Below are 18,035 nucleotides of genomic sequence, written 5' to 3'. Positions count from 1 at the left end.
CGAGGGGAGCTTCCATGGCCAGCAGGGCGCGCATGCGCGGCAACGCGCCGCGAGTCGCGCGCACGCCCCTCCAGCGACTGCGCGACGCCACCAACGACGTTCTCGCCTCCTCCCCCGCCCGCTTCGCGATCATCGTCTTCACGGTGCTCATCGGCCTCGTGACGACGCTCCTCATGCTGCCCATCGCGAGTGCGAGTGGTGAACCGACTCCGTTCGCCGACGCACTCTTCACGGCCGTCTCTGCCATCTGCGTGACCGGGCTCGTGACCGTCGACATGGCCACACACTGGTCGGTGTTCGGCAACGTCGTGATCGTCCTCGCGCTGCAGATCGGCGGGATCGGCGTGCTCACGCTCGCCAGCATCCTCGGTCTGGTCGTCTCGCGGCGCCTCGGCCTGCGCGCCAAGCTCCTCGCGGCGAGCGACACGAACGCCGCCCGGACGCACGGCGGGCCTGTGTCGGAGTCGCAGGCCGTGCGCCTCGGCGAGATCGGCAACCTCCTCGTCACGGTCGCGGTGAGCGCGCTCCTCATCGAGCTCGTGCTCTTCGCGATCATCCTGCCGAGACTGCTGCTCGCCGGCTTCGACGTGTGGACGTCGATCTGGCAGGGCTTCTACCTCGCCGCCTCCGCGTTCACCAACACGGGATTCGTACCGCTCGTCGACGGCATGGAGCAGTTCTCGGCAGACCCGTGGATGCTCATCACGATCGCCGTGGGGGTGTTCCTCGGCTCCCTGGGCTTCCCCGTCATCTTCGCGCTCACGCGCTTCGCGCGGTTCCGCGCGCGCCTGACCGTGCACGCCAAGCTCACGATCGTCACGACCCTCGTGCTCATCCTCGTGGGCATGATCGTGATCCTGCTGCTCGAGTGGAACAACGCCATGACTCTCGGCGACCAGGACTACGCGAACCGGCCGCTCACCGCGTTCTTCGTCTCGGTGATGACGCGCTCGGGCGGCTTCAGCCCCATCGACATCGGCGCGATGAACGGCTCGACCCTGCTCGCGCTCGACATGCTCATGTTCGTCGGGGGCGGCAGTGCATCCACAGCAGGTGGCATCAAGGTGACGACGCTCGCGGTGCTGTTCCTCGCCGCGTTCGCGGAGGCCCGCGGCGACCGCGACATCGAGGTGTTCGAGCGACGCATCCCGACCGACGTGCTGCGCCTCGCGGTCAGCATCGTGCTGTGGGGGGCCACGATCGTCTCCGCATCCTCGATCGCCATCCTGCACATCACGAAGGCTCCGCTCGACATCGTGCTGTTCGACGTCATCTCGGCGTTCGCGACGTGCGGGCTCTCGGCGGGTCTCACGACGAACGACCTGCCGGACTCGGCGAAGTACATCCTCGCTGCCACCATGTGGGCGGGGCGCGTTGGTACAGTGACCCTCGCCGCGTCGCTCGCGGCGGCGCAGCGCCGGCAGCTGTTCCGGCGAGCAGAAGAGAGGCCGATCGTTGGTTGAGAGAATCCGGCACGACGCCCCCGTCCTCGTGATCGGGCTCGGCCGCTTCGGGGCGGCCACGGCCGGCCAGCTGCAGCGGCTCGGCCGCGAAGTGCTCGCGGTGGACGAAGACGCGAACCTCGTGCAGAAGTGGTCGGAGCGCGTCACCCACACGGTGCAGGCCGACGCCCGGTCACTGGATGCTCTGCGCCAGATCGGCGCGGAGGAGTTCTCCATCGCCGTCGTCGCGACGGGCTCGTCGATCGAGTCGAGCGTGCTCATCACGGCGAACCTCGTGGACCTCAAGGTGCCGCAGATCTGGGCGAAAGCCATCAGCCAATCGCACGGCAAGATCCTCGCCCGCATCGGCGCCAACCACGTCATCTACCCCGAGGCGGAGGCGGGCGAGAGGGTCGCCCACCTGGTCTCGGGCCGCATGATCGACTTCATCGAGTTCGACGACGACTTCGTGCTCGTCAAGATGTACCCGCCCAAGCCGATCCGCGGGGTCTCGCTCACCGACTCCCAGGTGCGCTCGAAGTACAAGATCACCGTCGTCGGGGTCAAGAGCCCCGGCAAGCCGTTCACCTACGCGACCGAGCAGACGGTCGTGTCGAACCACGACCTCATCATCGTCTCGGGCACCGAGAGCGACATCGACCGCTTCGCCTCGCTCGACCACTAGCGCCGAGCGAGGCGCGCGGCCACGCTACTGCTCGGGCGACTCCTCGCTCGGCGAACCGTGCAGCTCGCGGTGCTCGCGGACCCAGTCGCGGCGGTCGCCCCGCTCCTCGCGGCGATCGTCGAGGCGCTCCTGCAGGCGCTCGACCGCCTCGCTCGCCATCACCGGGCCGCCGGGCCCGCGATCGGGCAGATGCGTGCCGAGCAGCACGCCCCCGCCGAACGTGAGCCCCAGCAGCAGCACGGAGCCGACGGCGATGCCCGTCGCCGCGAGAACCGTCCGCGTGCCCCCGCGACTCGTCGCCGCAGGGGCGGACGGCGACGCCGGGGTCGCCGGTGCGGGCTCCGAGGCGCCTTGCTGGTCTGGACGATCGTTGCTCTCCGTCGTCATGACGGCCTCCTTCGTGTCGATCGGCCCGCGGTGGTCCACGAGCCACTCGAGCACGGTCGTCGCCCTGCCTATGCGCCGCCTATGCGCGGCGCAAGAGGACGATCGGCGCTCGCCCAGCGCTGACACAGCGCACCGCCGACCCCTTATCCGCCGGCGGCGAGCTCCTTCGCCCTCGCGAGCGCGGCACGGGTGGCCCGGCCGAAGACCTCGGCCAGCTCAGCATCCTGCAGCACGGCCACGGCGCGCTCGGTCGTGCCCTTCGGGCTCGTGACGCGGCGCCGCAGCTCCGCCGGGTCCTCGTCTCCCGCCTCGAGCAGCAGGCTCGCGCCGAGGAAGGTCTGCTGCACCATGAGGGCCGCCACCTCCTCCTCGAAGCCGAGCTCCTCGGCCGCCCTCGTGAACTCCTCGATGAGCAGGAAGACGTAGGCGGGCCCCGAGCCGGAGATCGTGGAGAGCGCGTCGATCTGCGCCTCCGGCAGCTCGATGACCGTGCCCACCGTGCGGAACAGCGCGGCGGCGAGCGCGAGGTCGGTCGCTGAGGCGCGCGAGCCTCCGCTCACCCCCGTCACACCCCGGCCCACGAGGGCGGGGGTGTTGGGCATCGCCCGCACCACGGCCTGCGCGACCCGCTCCTCCATCGCCTCGGTCGTCACGCCCGCGGCGACGCTCACGACAAGAGCCTCGGGGTGCAGGTGGGGAGCGAGCTCATCGAGGAGCGGCAGGATCTGCGCCGGCTTGACGCCGAGGAGCACGAGCCGAGCATCCTCGACCGCCCACCGGTTCGCGTCGTGCTCGTGCTCCGTGGCCCTGGCCTCGATGCCGCGCTCGCGCAGAGCGGCCGCCGAGGCGTCCGTGCGGGTCGTGGCGCGCAGCGACGGCACGCTCATCCCCGGCTGGCGCAATCCGTGCAGAATCGCACCGCCCATGGAGCCGGTGCCGAGAATCGCGAGGGAGGGCAGCTGCTCAGTCATGCCACGAGTGTAGGTTGGAGGGCGCCAGACAGATACCGCGCGGTGGCGCGGAGGAGGCGGAAGGCGGCGAGCAACGTGACCGACGACAACCCCGACCAGTCCGGCACTCTCGCGAGTGCCGAGGCCGTTGCGATTCGCGAGGTCATCGCGGGAACTCCGGGAGTGCAGTCCGTGGGCGACGTGCGCGCGCTGCGCCTCGAGGACGAGCGCCTCGTCATCACGGCGCGACTCGGGTTCGGGCGCTCCACGCCCATCGCCGACGTCGTCGCGGTGCTCGGCGCCGTGCGCGCCGGCATCCGCCGTGCCGTACCGGGCGCTCGCGACATCGTGCTCGAGCCGGAGGTCGCCGCACCGCGCGTCGACGCCAACCCGCCCACCGACGTCTTCGTCATCAGAGGAGCAGAGTGACCATGGAATTCCTGTATTCGTTCTTCATCGTGGGCCACTTCATCGGCCTCGCCGCGATCGTGGGCCCCTTCCTGCTGCAGATGCGCCGCAACAGCGACTTCGCCATCGGCGCCGTCCTCGGCGGCGCGATCACGCAGCTCGTCACGGGCATCGCCCTCGCGGGCATCGCCGCCTCGCAGATCGAGGACTACACGAAGATCTTCGTCAAGCTCGGCATCGCGCTCGTCGTCTTCATCGCCGCGCTGCTGGGTTGGCTGCGCGCCCGCAAGAACGGCAACACGCGCGCCGTGAAGCCCTTCTTCCACGCCGCGGGCGGGCTCGCGCTCGTCAACGTCGTCATCGCCGTCTTCTGGTAGCGGGCGGCACGCCTGAGGCGGTTGCTAGGGGCGGCGTTCGCTGAAGAAGTCGCGCAGCAGCTGCGCAGACTCCTCCGCGTCGACCTCGGCGACGACCTCGCGCACGCGGTAGGGCAGGCGGCGCTCGCGCAGCAGGTCGACGACGCTGCCCGCCGCGCCCGCCTTCTCGTCCCAGGCGCCGAAGACGACGCGGTCGACACGCGCGGCGAGGATGGCGCCGGCGCACAGCACGCAGGGCTCGAGGGTCACGACGAGCGTGCACCCCGACAACTGCCAATCGCCGGATGCTCGACCCGCCTCGCGCAGCGCGACGACCTCGGCGTGGGCAGTCGGGTCGCTGTCGCGCTCTCGGGAGTTCCTGCCACGCGCGATGACCCGGCCCTGAGCATCCAGTACCACGGCCCCGACCGGCACATCCCCCGTCTCGAGGGCGACGCGCGCCTCGGCGAGCGCCTCGCGCATCGCCTCGCGGTCGCTCGCGCTCACGACGGCCATGGTGCCCCTTCCGTATAGATTGACCCTATGCGAGTGCACGTAGCCGACCACCCACTCATCACCCACAAGCTCACGGTTCTGCGCGACGCCTCGACGCCGTCGCCCACCTTCCGCGCGCTCACGGCCGAGCTCGTCACGCTGCTCGCCTACGAGGCGACGCGCGGAGTGCGCACGCACGAGGTGCAGATCACGACGCCCGTGACGACGACGATCGGCCTCGCCATCAGCGAGCCGCGACCGCTCATCGTGCCGATCCTGCGCGCAGGGCTCGGCATGCTCGACGGCATGACGACGCTCGTGCCGACCGCCGAGGTCGGCTTTCTCGGCATGGTGCGCAACGAGCAGACGCTCGAGCCGAGCGTCTACGCGGAACGCCTGCCGGACGACCTCGCGAACCGTCAGTGCTTCGTGCTCGACCCCATGCTCGCGACGGGCGGATCGCTGCTGTCGGCGATCGAGTACCTCTTCGACCGCGGCGCCGTCGACGTCACGGCCGTCTGCCTCCTCGGAGCACCTGAAGGTCTCGCGATGATCGAGAAGGCCACCGAGGGCCGCAACGTCACGATCGTGCTCGGCGCGCTCGACGAGCGCCTCAACGAGCACGGGTACATCGTGCCGGGCCTCGGCGACGCGGGCGACCGCCTCTACGGCACGGTCGCGTAGCCCGCACGCCCGCGCAAGTGTGCCCACACGGGCCAGATCTGGCGCATATGGGCGAACACGTATCGGCCGAGCGCCCCGTCGCGCCAGATCTGGCCCATACGGGCACAGCGGGGAGGGCGGGGCGACTTGACGACCCCGCGAGCGCCCGGGATACTGCAGGGCATGACCGTCACCGCGAATCCTCTTGCTGCCGCTACGGCCCTCGGGATCGTCGGCATGATGATGCCGGTGCGCGCTGACGAGTGCTGTCGAATGTGCGCGTGATCGACGATTCCGTCGAGCCTGCGCCGACCGTGCGACCCATGAGTTAAGCCGTGGACGATCGCGACGACGCCGGGCTCCCCGCTCCCGAAGCCGACGATTCGGCACGGGATGCGCGCACCCCTCGCAGCACATCTTCGAACGACTCGCGCGCCGACGGCGCGGAGCCGTTCGACTCAGCCGAAAGCGTCACGCCCATGTCTCTCGCCGCCCTCGACCGCACCGCTCCGACCCTCGACCCCACCCGCACGCCCGACGTGTCGAGCTCGCCCGTCCGTTCCAGCTCGCCGGACGCCCCCACCCCAGCCGCGTCTGGCACACCCCGCGTGCGCGCCGTGCCCGAGGGCACCGAGGCGCGCGGCTTCGTGCTCTACGTCGGCCTCGACGAGGCGAAGGCCGCCGCCGCCGGCATCGACCTCGGTCGCCTCGTGAACGAGCTCAAGAGGGTGACCGCCGAGCTCGCCCCGCAGTCGCAGACCCACGCCGCCGTGGCCCTCGCCCCGGCCGGGGCGGGCGGGCGCGACGTCGACGTCGTGCGCCTCGCGCTGCAGGACCCGGCGGCACTCGCGCGCTACCGCCGCGGACCGGAGCCCGCCGAGAAACCGGTAGAGGGTGTCGTGATCGACATCTCCCGCAAGCGCGTGCTGCTCGACGGCGAGACCGCCGCGCTCACCTACAAGGAGTTCGAGCTGCTGCAGTACCTCGTGCTGCGGGAGGGCAAGACGATCGAGCGTGCCCAGCTCATCGCGGCTCTGTGGGCCGACGCGGCCGAGGGCGACGATGTGCCCAACGAGCGCACGATCGACGTGCACGTACGACGACTGCGGTCGAAGCTCGGCGGTTACGAGGACATCGTGCGCACCGTGCGCGGTGCCGGCTACCGCTTCGACCGGCACGCCGACGTCGTCATCCGGTACGCCTCGACGCCGAGCCCGGACTTCTTCTAGGGTCAGCCCCCTCTAAGCGGTAGCGGTGGCGCGCCGCCGGAGAGACCGCAGCCGCCACAGCACACCGCGGTGCGGGGCGAGCAGGTAGGCGAGCGCGAAGAGCGCCGCGTTGGCGAGCACGACGGCCCCTCCGGGGGCGACGTCGAGGTAGTAGCTCGCGTACACGCCGATGATCGAGCAGCTCGCGGCGAGCACGGGCGCGAGCACGAGCATCCGGCCCATGCGGTCGGTGAGCAGGTGCGCCGTCGCCCCGGGGATGATGAGGAGGGCGACGACGAGCACGACGCCGACGATCTGCAGGCTCACGACAGCGGTGAGGGCGAGCAGGCCCAGCAGGAGCGCGGAGAGGACGCGCGGGGAGATGCCGATCGAGTGGGCGTGGTCGGCGTCGAAGGCGTAGAGCGTCAGGTCGCGCCGCTTGACGATGAGCAGGGTGAGCGCGACCGCGCCGAGAATGCCGATCTGCCAGAGGTCGCCGGCTGACACGCCCAGCACGTTGCCGAAGACGATGTGGCCGAGGTCGATCTGACTGGGCACGACGGAGATGAGCACGAGGCCGAGGGCGAAAAGGCTCGTGAAGACGATGCCGATCGCGGCGTCCTCCTTGACGCGGCTGTGGTCGCGCACGAGGCCGATGAGCAGCACGGCGAGGAGCCCGAAGACCAACGCCCCCAGTGCGAAGGGCGCGCCGACGAGGTAGGCGAGCACGACGCCGGGCAGCACCGAGTGCGCCACAGCGTCGCCCATGAGCGACCAGCCGATGAGCACGAGCCAGCAGCTGAGCACCGCGCACACGACGGCCGCGATCGTCGTGGCGGCCATCGCGCGCACCATGAACTCGAAGCCGAAGGGCTCCAGGAGCAGGTCGAGGAGGCTCATGCTCGCTCCTCGCGGGGGAACTGGAAGGCGCGCGCAAGCGACTCGGGGGCGAGCGCGACCTCAGGCTTGTCGACGGTGATGAGCCGCCGGGCGAGGAGGATGACGCGGTCGGCCCGGTCGGGCAGCGTCGTGAGGTCGTGCGTCGAGACGACGACGCTGCGGCCGTCGCGCGCGAGCTGGGTGAGCAGCCCCGCGATGAGGGCCTCACTGCGCTGGTCGACCCCGGCGAAGGGTTCGTCGAGCAGGAGCAGCTCGGCATCCTGCGCGAGTGCGCGGGCGAGGAGGGCACGCGTGCGCTGGCCGCCCGACAGCGCGCCGATCGGGCGCTCGGCGAGGTCGCTGAGCCGGACGCGCGCGAGGGCATCCTGCACCGCATCGCGATCGGATGCCCGTGCCCGCCGCATCGCGCCCAGGCGACCGTACCGGCCCATCGTCACGACCTCGCGCACCGAGAGCGGGAAGGCACGGTCGACGCTGTCGCCCTGGGGCATGAAAGCCACCCGGCCCGCCTTGCGCGCGACGCTCGGCGGCCCGCCGAACACGCGGACCGAGCCGCTCGAGAGGGGAACGCGGCCCATGATCGCGGCAAAGAGTGTCGACTTGCCTGCGCCGTTCATGCCGACGAGGGCATCCACGCTGCCCGCGGCGATATCGAGGCTCACGTCTTCGAGGGCGAGCACCTCGCCGTGGCGCACGGTCACGCCGTCGAGGCTCACGACGCCGCCGCCGTGGTCGCGGTGCGGTGCCGCCTGCGCCGCGCCACTCACGAGGTGAGCCCGTCGACGATGAGGGCGAGGTCGTAGCGCAGCAGGTCGAGATAGCTGGGCACGGGGCCGTCGGGTTCGGAGAGCGAGTCGACGTAGAGCTCGCCCGCGTACCGGGCGCCGGTGCTCTCGGCCACCTGCAGCATGGGGTCGGCGGAGACCGTCGACTCGCAGAAGACGGCGGGCACCTCGCGCTCCCGCACGACGCGGATCGTGTCGGCGATGCGCTGCGGCGTGGACTGCTGCTCGGCGTTGACCGGCCAGATGTACTGCTCGGCGAGACCGAGGTCGCGGGCAAGATAGGAGAACGCGCCCTCGCATGTGACGAGCACGCGACTGCTCTCGGGCACGGTGTCGATGGAGGCGGTGAGCTCGGCAGCGAGTGCGCGCAGCTCGGCCGAGTACGCCGCCGCGTTGCTCGCGAACTCTGCCTCACCCTCGGGGTCGAGCTCGGTGAGTGCCGCCCGGATCGTCTCGACGTAGCTCTCCGCAGCGACCGGGGACATCCACGCGTGCGGATTGGGCGCCGTCGTGCCGGCGATCGCGATGGGCTCGATGCCCTCGCTCGCCACGACGCGCGGCACGTCCAGATTCTCGAGGAATTGCTCGAACCAGGCTTCCAGGCCGAGGCCGTTGTCGACGATGAGCGCGGCATCCTGCGCACGCCTCAGGTCGCCCGGGGTGGGCTCGTAGCCGTGGATCTCGGCGCCGACGCGCGTGATCGACTCGACCCGCACGCGCTCACCACCGACCTCGCTCACGAGGTCGGCAATGACGGTGAAGGTCGTGACGACGAGGGGGCGGTCGTCGGCCTCCTCGGCCGGGACGCTGCAGCCGCCGAACGCGAGCGCCGCGAGTACGGCGAGACCCGCGCCCCTCACCGCGCGGCGGGACGGCGCGGGCACCGCAGCCCGATTTTTCGGCATACCGAAAAGTTACAGCCTCAGGATGTCTGCGGCAACGAGGCGGGGGCCGCGTCGGCTCCCGCACCCGTGGGGGCCTCGAGCATGAGCTCGGGGTTCTCGCGCTGCAGGATGAGCAGGCGCCACTCGTTCGAGAACAGCGCGAGCAGGCTGCCGTCGCTGCGCTCGACGATCTCGCACTCGCGCTTGCGGGCGAGCACCTCGGCGCTGGCCCGGTCGGTGACGCGCGCGATCGAGTACGGCAGGGCATCCCACGCGATGGGCACGCGGAATTCGCGCTCCATGCGGTCGGCGACGACCTCGAACTGCATGGGCCCGACGGCGCCGAGAATGGGCTCGCGATCGCCGCGGCGCTCCGAGCGCAGCACCTGCACCACGCCCTCCTCGTCGAGCTGCTCGATGCCGCGGCGGAACTGCTTGTAGCGGTTCGCCTCGGTGCTGCGCGCGATGCGGAAGTGCTCGGGCGCGAAGGGCTCGATCGCCGGGAACGTCACGGGCCGCTCGTCGTAGAGTGTGTGGCCGGGGCGCAGCGAGGCGGCGTTGACGAGCCCGACGATGTCCCCGGGCCAGGCCTCCTCGAGCGTCGCGCGGTCCTGCCCGAACACCTGCTGCGCGTAGCGCGTGGCGAACGGGCGCCCCGACTGCGCGTGGGTCACGATCATGCCGCGCTCGAACCGGCCGGAGCAGATGCGGGCGAAGGCCACGCGGTCGCGGTGCGCGGGGTCCATGCCCGACTGCACCTTGAACACGTAGGCCGAGAACGGTTCGTCGAGGGAGCGCTCCGCCCCCTTCTCGTCGACTCGCACGACGGCGGCGGGCGCCGCACTCACGATGAGGTCGAGCAGGTGCCGCACACCGATGTTGAGCACGGCGGCGCCGAAGAGCACGGGGGTGACGGCGGCTCCGTCGGCGTCGGCCGCATCCGCTCCCACGATCGCCGCCTCGTCGTGCGCGGTCGTCCAGTCCTCGCCGAACTCGGCCTCCGCCTCGGCCGGAGTGAGGGTGTCGATGCTCGCGATCGTCGCGCCGCCGGGGGTGCGGTGGTAGCGCTCCATCTGGCCCGAGGCGACGTTGAGCAGGCCGTGGAAGACGCCCGAGAGCCCGACCGGCCACGTGACAGGCTGCGGCACGAGGCCCGTGCGGTCGCGCAGCTCGTCCATGAGGTCGAGCGCGTCACGGCCGGGGCGATCCCACTTGTTGATGACGGTGATGATCGGGATGCCCCGCCGACGGCAGACGTCGAACAGCTTCATCGTCTGCGCCTCGAGGCCCTTCGCCGCATCGACGAGCATGACGGCCGAGTCGACCGCCGAGAGCACGCGATAGGTGTCCTCCGAGAAGTCGGAGTGGCCGGGGGTGTCGACGAGGTTGATCACCGCGCCCTCGTGCTCGAACTGCACGGCGGCCGAGGTGATGGAGATGCCGCGGGCCTTCTCCATCTCCATCCAGTCCGTCACGGTCGCCGCCCGGTTGCCCTTGCCGTGGACGGCACCCGCCGTCGTGATGCGGTTGGCATGCAGGAGGAGGGCCTCGCTGAGGGTCGACTTGCCGGCGTCGGGGTGCGAGATGACGGCGATCGTGCGGCGACGGGATGCCTGCTCGGTGACCTCGGTCATGGCTCTCCCTCCCCTCGCGCTGCGCGTGCTGCCGACCCTCGAGTCTACGGGCGCGGGACTCGTACGCCGACCGGACGGCCTCGGCCGGGCATCCGCAAAAAAAATAACGGAAAGGTAACTAGACACCGTTACCGTTCTGTTATACCTTCTCAAGTGCGGAAGTTGTTTGCTGTGGCAGCTGACGCGGAATGTGATTGCAGGACACTCTTGGTGCAAGGGAGAGGGCCGGTTGCTTGCCTCGGCAACCGGCCCTCGATTCTGTTGACGGGCGCATCAGGCGTCTCGGCCACACAGCGTCACACTCTGCACACGCGCATGCGGGTGCATAGAGTTGTCGCATGACCGAGAAATCGTTGGCTGTCGACGCGTGGGAATCGCTGTTCCGCGCGCAGGTCTCGGTGCTGCGGCAGTTGACCGCCGAGTTTCCGACCCACGAGATCTCGTTCACCGAGTACGACGTGCTGTTCAACCTCAGCCGTGCCGACGGGCGCTGCCTGCGCATTCGCGACCTCATCCCCCACCTCCTGCTGAGCCAGCCGAGTGTGAGTCGCCTGCTCGACCGGCTCGCCGCGCGCGGTCTCGTCGAGAAGACGCCAGACCCGCGCGACGCGCGCGGCACGATCGTGGCCCTCACGCCCGAAGGCTTCGAGCTCTTCAAGCGCGTGGCCGTCATCCACGCCGACTCGATCGCGCGCCGCGTCGGCGGCTCTCTCGACCCCGAGGAGCTGCGGCAGCTCACGGCGCTCTGCGACCGCCTGCGCGGCGAGTAGCGGCTAGAGCTCGCGGGCCGGCCGAGGCGCGGAGCGCGGTGTGACGCCGAGCGCTCGGAACAGGTCGCGCCGACGGCGCAGTGCCGCCTCAGGCAGCATGCGCGAGGCGGCGAGAGCCTGGGGCACGGCCGCGACAAGCACGCGACGTCGGGCAAGGCGCACATCCCGGGCGAACCGGGGTCGAGGCCGCGCCGCGGAGTCCCAGAGGCCGATGAGCAGGCGCGCAACGCTCGGGACGTCGTCGACGCCGAACCGGGCACGCGCATAGGCGAGGGAGGGAGCCCTCGACGGCGGGCAGGGAATGCCGAGCTGGTCGAAGAAGGGGCGCATGACGCCCTCGCCGCCGACGGAACGTGTGAGTTCGGGCAGGCGCACCCTCTCCTCCGGCGTGATGACGACCGAGAACTGCTGAAAGAAGAAGGCGCGGAACTCCTCCAACCGCGGCCCGCCCGAGCGAGGCCCGAGGCGGCTGTGCACAGCGAGCATCATCATCGTGAGACGGTCGACAGCCCACACCTCGCGGCCGAACGCGCGCATGGCTACCCGCTCGCTCCACAGCCTCTCGAACACGCTCACAGGGTGGCGCAGGAAGCCCGGGATGATCGGGTACAGGTCGAGGTAGGCGTTCGAAGCGAGGTGCCACAGCGAAACGACCGCCACGGGAATCACCGAGCGCGAGGGAGCACGCGCCGGCACCCACCCCGCTGACCCGAGCGCGCCGAGCAGAACCTCGATCCCGACCGGGTCGACGATGAGCGAGAGCGCCTTCGAGGCGCGCGGCGAGATGAGCCCGTGCTGCACGTACACGACGCCCCCGCCCATGAGCACCGGCACGGCGAGGCGGTCGGCTTCGGCGAACACCTCGCGAAACGCCTCGTGACGGGGGTCGCCAGCGAGGGCATAGGGCGGCAAGGGCCCCGAGGGCGCGGCCGCGGGAACGAGGGGGATGCCCGCCTCGCCCTGCTCGTCCTCCACTGTCATGCCGCCCTCGCTCGAAGCGTGATCGCAGGATGCCGCACGTACGCTGAACGCATGTCGCAACCCTCCAGCATCGTATGGCTTCGGGATGACCTCCGGGTGGCCGACAACCCCGCGCTCCTCGCCGCCGCCGAGCGCGGAGCGCCCGTCGTCGTGCTCTACCTGCTCGACGAGGTCTCGCCCGGCCAGCGCCCGCTCGGCGGCGCGAGTCGCTGGTGGCTGCACCACAGCCTCGCCGCACTCGAGGCGAGCCTCGCCGAGCTCGGCACGAGCCTGACGTTGCGGCGCGGCGCCGCGAACGACGTGCTGCCCGCCCTCGTGCGCGAGGTCGGGGCCGACGCGGTGTTCTGGAACCGCCGATACTCGGCCGCGCGCGAGGTCGACGCCGAGCTCAAGGCGCGACTGCGGGAGGACGGCGTCGAGGTGCGCAGCTTCGCCGCCTCGGTGATCTACGAGCCGTGGACTCTCACGACCGGCGCGGGCGCCCCGTACAAGGTCTTCACGCCCTTCTGGAAGGCGGCGCTCGCGAGCGAGGAGCCCCGCGATCCGGTCGCTGCTCCCGACGCCCTCGAGGGCCGCGCCGCCCAGAGCGAGCAGCTCGAGGGCTGGCAGCTGCTGCCGACGCGACCCGACTGGGCCGAAGGGCTGCGCGCGACGTGGACCCCGGGCGAGCAGGGCGCGCACGAGCGCCTCGAGCAGTTCGTCGAGGAGGGCCTCGCTCTCTACCACCGGCGCGACGAGCCGGGCATCGAGGCGACGAGCCGCCTGAGCCCGCACCTGCGCTTCGGCGAGATCAGCCCGCACCAGATTCGCCACCGCGTGCAGGAGGGCATCAGCCCCGAGGCCGCGCGCAACCGGGTCAAGTTCCTCAGCGAAGTGGGCTGGCGGGAGTTCTCGGTGAACATCCTCTTCCACTGGCCCGACCTCGCGACGGTCAACTTCCGCCGCGAATTCGATGAGTTCCCGTGGGGTCGCCCCGACCCCGGGCAGCTCGAAGCGTGGCAGCAGGGTCAGACGGGCATCCCGATCGTCGACGCGGGCATGCGCGAGCTGTGGGCGACCGGGTGGATGCACAATCGCGTGCGGATGATCGTGGCCTCCTTCCTCACCAAGAACCTGCTCGTCGACTGGCGAGTGGGCGAGGACTGGTTCTGGGACACGCTCGTCGACGCCGACCCCGCCAACAACGCGGCGAGCTGGCAGTGGGTCGCCGGCTCCGGCGCCGACGCGGCCCCGTACTTTCGCGTCTTCAACCCGCTGCTGCAGGCCGAGAAGTTCGACCCCGAGCAGGAGTACATCCGCCGCTGGGTGCCCGAGGTCGGCACCGAGGAGTACCCCGACCCCATCGTCGACCTCAAGGAGTCGCGCGACGAGGCGCTCGCGGCGTACGAAGCCGTGAAGGCGGCCAAGGCCTGAGTCTCCAGACCGTCCCGCCGAGTACGGGATACTCAGGGGGATGACTGCGCCCCGATCGCTGACCGTGCCGCCCGTGCTGCTCGCGGTCGTCGCGATTCTCTCCGTGCAGTTCGGCAACGCGATCGCCGGCTCGCTGTTCAGCGTCGTGGGGCCCCTCGGGGCCGCCGCGCTGCGCATGACGCTCGCCGCCGCCATCCTGTGCGCGGTCGTGCGCCCCCGCGTGCGCGGCTGGGACCGCCGGACGTGGGCAGGGGTCGTCGCCCTGGGTGTCGGCCTTGCCGGCATGAACGCGCTCATCTACCTCGCGATCGACCGCATCCCCCTCGGCGTCGCCGTCACGATCGAACTGCTCGGGCCGCTCGCGGTCGCCGTCGCCGGTACTCGACGGTGGCGCGACGTGACGTGGGTCGCCCTCGCGGCGATCGGTGTGGCCCTGCTCGGGCTCGACGGCGAGGCGCAGCTCGACCTCGTCGGTGCTCTCGTCGCCGCCGGTGCCGCCGCCTTCTGGGCGCTCTACATCGTCGCCTCGGCGCGACTCGGGCCTCGTGCTCGCGGTGTCGACGGCCTCGGGGTGGCGATGGTCGTCGCCGCCCTGCTCGTCGCCCCGTGGGGGGCGAGCGCCGCGATCGGGGCGGTCGCGCTCGACCCGATCCTGCTGCTCGCCTTCGCCGGGGTCGCGATCATGACCTCCGCGATTCCGTACGCCCTCGAATTCCTGGCCCTCAAGAGGATGCCCACGCGCGTGTTCGGCGTGCTCTCGAGTCTCGGCCCCGCCGTCGCAGCGCTGGCCGGGCTCATCGTGCTCGGGCAGGACCTCTCCCCCGCGCAGCTCGTCGCGATCGTCGTCGTCATGGCCGCGTGCGCGGGAGCTGTGGCCTCCAGTCGATCCCGCAGCATGAGAATCTCCTCATCCGCGCCTCCTGCCCCTCTCATCGACGGTGCCCACGATGGAGACATCACCGGGAGGGATTCCGCCTCCTGATTCTCAGAAGAAGGAGCACCTCATGAGCTTCACCCCCAAGAACTGGATCGCCATCAGCGCCGTCTCGGCGCTCGGACTCGCGGGCCTCACCGGCGGTGCCGTCGCGACGGCGAGTACGATGCCGCTCGTCTCCGGCGCCACCAACCTGCAGATTCCCGGGGTCACCGTGAACGACGACGACTCGGTCTCGACCGATGACAGCGGCGACCTCACGTTCGACGTCAACAGCGACAGCATCGTGTCACCCTCGCCCGCGAGCACGCCCTCCCCGGCGAGCACGGAGTCGCCCGCGTCGCCTCTGAGCCCCGCCTCCGCCTCGGCGCCGAGCCCCGTGAGCGTCGACAGCCCGCCGTCACCGGCCAGCCCCGCGTCGCCGGCAAGCGTCGACTCGCCCGCGAGCCCCGCCTCCGTCGGCTCCTCCGACTAAGGGCACGCAGCCCGAGCCGCATCGGGGGGCTCGGTCAGCACACGACAGCTACACGAGAGGCGGTCGTCCTCCTGAGAGGGCGACCGCCTCTCGTGCTGTGCGCACTCCTGTCACGGTCGCCGCCACCACGTCGTCGCCGGCCAGCAGACCGTGCAGCAGACCGGCCGAGAAGGCGTCACCGGCTCCCGTCGGTTCCACGGCGTCCACGGGCTCCACGGCAACGCGCTGCAGCTCGTGCCCGCGCCGCGCGACGATCACTCCATCACCGCCGCTCGTCAGCACGACCGTCGGGGCGTGCTCGAGCAGAGCCTCGGCGCACTCCTCCGGCGTGGGCGTCGACTCGTCCGCCGCCATCGCGTCCCCGACGAGCAGCTGCGCCTCCGCCCGGTTGGGCAGCAGAATGTCGACGCCGCGCGTATCGGCGAGAAACTGCTCGACCCCGTAGTCGACGAGGAACCCGGCTGACCCCGGGTCGAGCGACACCATTACTCCGCGCTCGTGGGCGCGACGCACGAGCTGGGCGAACGACTCGGCCTCGAGCGCGTCGAAGAGCGTGTAGCCGGTGAGGTGAAGGCACGCAGCTTCGTCGAGCAGGGCATCCGTGACCGCCGCCGGCGACAGCGTCGCGTTGGCACCCCGATCGGTGAGCATCGTGCGATGCTCACCGTCGACGACGATGACGATCGTGCCCGTCACGCGATCGGGATCTTCGGAGAGGTGCGGCGTGACCCCGGATGCCCTCAGGGCGCCTGCGTGCCGGTCGAGATCCCCGGCCCCGACCCGCCCCACGAGGTCGACCGGAGCTCCGAGCCACCCCAGCCACGCCGCGGTGTTGGATGCGGAGCCGCCGGGTCTGCGCACGATCGTGCTCGTCGTGTCGGTGTCGGGGCGCACGGGCCCGCCCGGCACCACGATGATGTCGTCGATGACGTCGCCCACGACGACGACGCGCGAGCCCGCCACGGTCAGGCGCCGGCCCGTGCCGCCCAGGCGCGCGCGATCGCGCCCGCGACCCGCACGTTGTTGCGCGCGAGGTCGAGGTTGACCTCGAGGCTGCGGCCGCCGGAGAGCTCCACGATCGTGCCGAGCAGGAACGGCGTGACGGCCTTGCCGCTCACCCCCGCGCGCTCGGCGGCCGCGAATGCCTCGTCGAGCACGCGGTCGTGCTCCTCGCGCTCCCAGGCCTGGTCGGCGGGCACGGGGTTGGCGACGACGATGCCCTGACGGTGGCCAAGCGCATCGTGCGCGACCATGACGGCGGCGACGTCGGCGGGGCTGTCGACCGACCAGTCGAGGGTGAAGGCGCTCTCCCGCAGCCAGAAGCTCGGGAACACGGTCGTGCCGAGACCGATGACCGGCACGCTGTACGTCTCGAGACGCTCGAGGGTGGCGGCGATGTCGAGCACGCTCTTCACCCCCGCCGAGACGACCGTGATGGGTGTCACCGCGAGCGTGGAGAGGTCGGCGGACTCGTCGAAGGTCTCGCCCGCGCCGCGGTGCACACCGCCGAGGCCGCCCGTGGCGAAGACGCGGATGCCCGCCATCGCGGCGAGGTGCGCGGTCGCGGCGACCGTCGTCGCACCACTCGCGCCGCGGGCAGCGAGGATAGGCAGGTCGCGCACGCTCGCCTTCGCGAGGTCCTCCTCGGCGATGCGTCGCACACCGTCGGTGTCGAGCCCGATCTGGGGAATACCGTCCAGCACGGCGATCGTCGCGGGGGTCACGCCCTGGTCGCGCAGGAGCTGCTCGAATTCGAGAGCCGCCTCATGGTTGCGGGGCCGGGGAAGGCCGTGGCTGATGATCGTCGACTCGAGGGCAACGACGGGGCGGCCTGCGGCGAGCGCGGCCTCGACGTCGGGAGACAGGTGCAGGAGGGTCACCGAGCAAGGCTAGCCGGTGGCGAGTGGAGCGAGCCCAGCCCATCGCAAAGGACAGTCCTGTGCGAGACATGGCCCGAGGAACTAGCCTGACTAATCGCGGCTCTGGTTGTGCCCACCGCTACCAGGTGAGCCCGAACGCTTGGCGAGCCGCTACTCGGGCAGCGGCAATCCGCGCTCCCCGTGTTTCGCGGTCATCCGTGCGTGTATGTGCCGACGGCGCCTACTCATGCGTGCACGCTCTCGCCCTCCGGGTCCAACCTTTCTGATTCCGAAGTTTCCTTCAAACCAGCGCACGAGCCAACTCCTGCTGCGCTGCATTTCAAGCACCGGAAGATACAGATTGTTGGTCACAGGTACCGCAGTCCACTGCTGGCTCCAAGTGCTACGCAAATTCGTGGTTCGGAAGTTCATCCACAACCAAAGCCTGGTGGGGTCTGCTGAAGGGTCGAGCTCAAATTCCGGAACCGTCTCGTCGTCGCTCGCTCGGTTAACGACTAATCCACCGAGCCGATAGGAATCGGCATACAGAACAATCGTCAGGTGGGTGACCTCCGATCCAAGGAAGTACGTCATCACTCTGGCTGATTCACCCTTTGCAGGCGAAGGAACCCACTGGACAGCAATGCGAGGGATGGTTCGCCGGTTCTCGTCGTTCCACCAACGGATCAGCATGATCACGAAAGAGGCGATACCCAGAAGGCCACCAACGATGCCGAGTACGGACCCAATGGAAGTCAAGTCGAGAACGTCTGGGTTAACATTCATCGTGCGCTGAGTCATGCTCG

21 protein-coding genes are annotated in these 18,035 nt (G+C 70.5%); 10 read left to right on the top strand and 11 right to left on the bottom strand.

Annotated features, from left to right (window positions below):
• Positions 1 to 14: 14 nt before the first annotated feature.
• Both IE160_RS00820 and IE160_RS00815 read left to right on the top strand, forming a co-directional pair.
• Entirely contained in the window at positions 15 to 1,463 is a 1,449-nt protein-coding gene (locus tag IE160_RS00820; RefSeq protein WP_224744514.1) for a TrkH family potassium uptake protein, read from the top strand.
• Complete coding sequence (locus IE160_RS00815) at positions 1,456 to 2,127, top strand: potassium channel family protein (RefSeq protein ID WP_191151380.1); 672 nt, start codon at positions 1,456 to 1,458, stop codon at positions 2,125 to 2,127. Before IE160_RS00820 ends, IE160_RS00815 begins: the two co-directional genes overlap by 8 nt.
• Before the next feature lie 24 nt (positions 2,128 to 2,151).
• Here IE160_RS00815 and IE160_RS00810 read toward each other — a convergent pair whose 3' ends face one another.
• Positions 2,152 to 2,568 (bottom strand): hypothetical protein, encoded by a 417-nt coding sequence (locus IE160_RS00810; protein WP_191151379.1) that lies wholly within the window; start codon positions 2,566 to 2,568, stop codon positions 2,152 to 2,154.
• Between the two features lie 89 nt (positions 2,569 to 2,657).
• On the bottom strand, positions 2,658 to 3,485 hold the full coding sequence (gene proC / locus IE160_RS00805; RefSeq protein ID WP_191151378.1) for a pyrroline-5-carboxylate reductase: 828 nt from the start codon (positions 3,483 to 3,485) through the stop codon (positions 2,658 to 2,660).
• A gap of 75 nt (positions 3,486 to 3,560) precedes the next feature.
• On the opposite strand from proC, the gene IE160_RS00800 reads away from it, so the two are divergent.
• Both IE160_RS00800 and IE160_RS00795 read left to right on the top strand, forming a co-directional pair.
• Positions 3,561 to 3,893, top strand: a complete 333-nt coding sequence (locus tag IE160_RS00800) for a cation diffusion facilitator family transporter (RefSeq protein WP_179872943.1) — start codon at positions 3,561 to 3,563, stop codon at positions 3,891 to 3,893.
• Positions 3,894 to 3,895: 2 nt separating this feature from the next.
• Entirely contained in the window at positions 3,896 to 4,249 is a 354-nt protein-coding gene (locus IE160_RS00795; RefSeq protein WP_179872942.1) for a hypothetical protein, read from the top strand.
• A 24-nt stretch (positions 4,250 to 4,273) separates the two neighbouring features.
• Here the strand turns inward: IE160_RS00795 and IE160_RS00790 are convergent, their stop codons facing one another.
• Positions 4,274 to 4,744, bottom strand: coding sequence for a nucleoside deaminase (locus tag IE160_RS00790; protein ID WP_179872941.1), 471 nt, complete (start codon positions 4,742 to 4,744; stop codon positions 4,274 to 4,276).
• A gap of 27 nt (positions 4,745 to 4,771) precedes the next feature.
• On the opposite strand from IE160_RS00790, the gene upp reads away from it, so the two are divergent.
• On the top strand, positions 4,772 to 5,407 hold the full coding sequence (upp, locus tag IE160_RS00785) for a uracil phosphoribosyltransferase (RefSeq protein WP_191151377.1): 636 nt from the start codon (positions 4,772 to 4,774) through the stop codon (positions 5,405 to 5,407).
• A 458-nt stretch (positions 5,408 to 5,865) separates the two neighbouring features.
• Positions 5,866 to 6,615, top strand: a complete 750-nt coding sequence (locus tag IE160_RS00780; RefSeq protein ID WP_191151939.1) for a winged helix-turn-helix domain-containing protein — start codon at positions 5,866 to 5,868, stop codon at positions 6,613 to 6,615.
• A gap of 12 nt (positions 6,616 to 6,627) precedes the next feature.
• Here IE160_RS00780 and IE160_RS00775 read toward each other — a convergent pair whose 3' ends face one another.
• Genes IE160_RS00775 through IE160_RS00760 form a run of 4 tightly spaced genes read right to left on the bottom strand, consistent with a single transcriptional unit; the run spans position 6,628 to position 10,797 of the window.
• Positions 6,628 to 7,494, bottom strand: a complete 867-nt coding sequence (locus IE160_RS00775) for a metal ABC transporter permease (protein ID WP_191151376.1) — start codon at positions 7,492 to 7,494, stop codon at positions 6,628 to 6,630.
• Complete coding sequence (locus IE160_RS00770) at positions 7,491 to 8,261, bottom strand: metal ABC transporter ATP-binding protein (protein ID WP_224744513.1); 771 nt, start codon at positions 8,259 to 8,261, stop codon at positions 7,491 to 7,493. Before IE160_RS00770 ends, IE160_RS00775 begins: the two co-directional genes overlap by 4 nt.
• Positions 8,258 to 9,163 (bottom strand): metal ABC transporter substrate-binding protein, encoded by a 906-nt coding sequence (locus IE160_RS00765; protein WP_224744512.1) that lies wholly within the window; start codon positions 9,161 to 9,163, stop codon positions 8,258 to 8,260. The genes IE160_RS00770 and IE160_RS00765 overlap by 4 nt, the downstream gene beginning before the upstream one ends.
• Positions 9,164 to 9,201: 38 nt before the next feature.
• Complete coding sequence (locus IE160_RS00760; protein ID WP_191151374.1) at positions 9,202 to 10,797, bottom strand: peptide chain release factor 3; 1,596 nt, start codon at positions 10,795 to 10,797, stop codon at positions 9,202 to 9,204.
• A gap of 338 nt (positions 10,798 to 11,135) precedes the next feature.
• Between IE160_RS00760 and IE160_RS00755 the strand changes: the two genes are divergently transcribed.
• Positions 11,136 to 11,567: a MarR family winged helix-turn-helix transcriptional regulator gene (locus IE160_RS00755; RefSeq protein ID WP_191151373.1), complete on the top strand. Its 432-nt coding sequence runs from the start codon at positions 11,136 to 11,138 to the stop codon at positions 11,565 to 11,567.
• Positions 11,568 to 11,570: 3 nt separating this feature from the next.
• On the opposite strand, the gene IE160_RS00750 is transcribed toward IE160_RS00755, so the two are convergent.
• Positions 11,571 to 12,548 (bottom strand): hypothetical protein, encoded by a 978-nt coding sequence (locus IE160_RS00750; RefSeq protein ID WP_191151372.1) that lies wholly within the window; start codon positions 12,546 to 12,548, stop codon positions 11,571 to 11,573.
• 51 nt (positions 12,549 to 12,599) lie between these two features.
• On the opposite strand from IE160_RS00750, the gene IE160_RS00745 reads away from it, so the two are divergent.
• Genes IE160_RS00745 through IE160_RS00735 form a run of 3 tightly spaced genes read left to right on the top strand, consistent with a single transcriptional unit; the run spans position 12,600 to position 15,370 of the window.
• Positions 12,600 to 13,961 (top strand): cryptochrome/photolyase family protein, encoded by a 1,362-nt coding sequence (locus IE160_RS00745; RefSeq protein WP_191151371.1) that lies wholly within the window; start codon positions 12,600 to 12,602, stop codon positions 13,959 to 13,961.
• 40 nt (positions 13,962 to 14,001) lie between these two features.
• Positions 14,002 to 14,943, top strand: coding sequence for an EamA family transporter (locus tag IE160_RS00740; RefSeq protein ID WP_191151370.1), 942 nt, complete (start codon positions 14,002 to 14,004; stop codon positions 14,941 to 14,943).
• Between the two features lie 22 nt (positions 14,944 to 14,965).
• Positions 14,966 to 15,370 (top strand): hypothetical protein, encoded by a 405-nt coding sequence (locus IE160_RS00735; protein WP_191151369.1) that lies wholly within the window; start codon positions 14,966 to 14,968, stop codon positions 15,368 to 15,370.
• A 48-nt stretch (positions 15,371 to 15,418) separates the two neighbouring features.
• Here the strand turns inward: IE160_RS00735 and IE160_RS00730 are convergent, their stop codons facing one another.
• The 3 genes from IE160_RS00730 to IE160_RS00720 all read right to left on the bottom strand — a co-directional run bounded on the left by IE160_RS00730 (position 15,419) and on the right by IE160_RS00720 (position 18,030).
• Positions 15,419 to 16,333 (bottom strand): carbohydrate kinase family protein, encoded by a 915-nt coding sequence (locus IE160_RS00730; RefSeq protein WP_191151368.1) that lies wholly within the window; start codon positions 16,331 to 16,333, stop codon positions 15,419 to 15,421.
• Positions 16,334 to 16,335: 2 nt separating this feature from the next.
• Positions 16,336 to 17,250, bottom strand: a complete 915-nt coding sequence (locus IE160_RS00725) for a pseudouridine-5'-phosphate glycosidase (RefSeq protein WP_191151367.1) — start codon at positions 17,248 to 17,250, stop codon at positions 16,336 to 16,338.
• 150 nt (positions 17,251 to 17,400) lie between these two features.
• Complete coding sequence (locus tag IE160_RS00720) at positions 17,401 to 18,030, bottom strand: hypothetical protein (RefSeq protein WP_191151366.1); 630 nt, start codon at positions 18,028 to 18,030, stop codon at positions 17,401 to 17,403.
• Between the last annotated feature and the right edge of the window lie 5 nt (positions 18,031 to 18,035).

Source organism: Chryseoglobus sp. 28M-23 (assembly GCF_014789785.1).
Lineage (GTDB): Bacteria > Actinomycetota > Actinomycetes > Actinomycetales > Microbacteriaceae > Microcella > Microcella indica.
Note: the sequence above shows the minus strand (reverse complement) of the source record. Positions and strands in the feature narration are given on the sequence as shown.

Bases quoted from the DNA above. Each gene is read 5' to 3' on its own strand.
- IE160_RS00720 (WP_191151366.1), bottom strand. From the start codon at position 18,030: ATGACTCAGCGCACGATGAATGTTAACCCAGACGTTCTCGACTTGACT.
- IE160_RS00775 (WP_191151376.1), bottom strand. From the start codon at position 7,494: ATGAGCCTCCTCGACCTGCTCCTGGAGCCCTTCGGCTTCGAGTTCATG.
- upp (WP_191151377.1), top strand. From the start codon at position 4,772: ATGCGAGTGCACGTAGCCGACCACCCACTCATCACCCACAAGCTCACG.
- IE160_RS00760 (WP_191151374.1), bottom strand. From the start codon at position 10,797: ATGACCGAGGTCACCGAGCAGGCATCCCGTCGCCGCACGATCGCCGTC.
- IE160_RS00745 (WP_191151371.1), top strand. From the start codon at position 12,600: ATGTCGCAACCCTCCAGCATCGTATGGCTTCGGGATGACCTCCGGGTG.
- IE160_RS00755 (WP_191151373.1), top strand. From the start codon at position 11,136: ATGACCGAGAAATCGTTGGCTGTCGACGCGTGGGAATCGCTGTTCCGC.
- IE160_RS00795 (WP_179872942.1), top strand. From the start codon at position 3,896: ATGGAATTCCTGTATTCGTTCTTCATCGTGGGCCACTTCATCGGCCTC.
- proC (WP_191151378.1), bottom strand. From the start codon at position 3,485: ATGACTGAGCAGCTGCCCTCCCTCGCGATTCTCGGCACCGGCTCCATG.
- IE160_RS00820 (WP_224744514.1), top strand. From the start codon at position 15: ATGGCCAGCAGGGCGCGCATGCGCGGCAACGCGCCGCGAGTCGCGCGC.
- IE160_RS00780 (WP_191151939.1), top strand. From the start codon at position 5,866: ATGTCTCTCGCCGCCCTCGACCGCACCGCTCCGACCCTCGACCCCACC.
- IE160_RS00790 (WP_179872941.1), bottom strand. From the start codon at position 4,744: ATGGCCGTCGTGAGCGCGAGCGACCGCGAGGCGATGCGCGAGGCGCTC.
- IE160_RS00750 (WP_191151372.1), bottom strand. From the start codon at position 12,548: ATGACAGTGGAGGACGAGCAGGGCGAGGCGGGCATCCCCCTCGTTCCC.
- IE160_RS00735 (WP_191151369.1), top strand. From the start codon at position 14,966: ATGAGCTTCACCCCCAAGAACTGGATCGCCATCAGCGCCGTCTCGGCG.
- IE160_RS00740 (WP_191151370.1), top strand. From the start codon at position 14,002: ATGACTGCGCCCCGATCGCTGACCGTGCCGCCCGTGCTGCTCGCGGTC.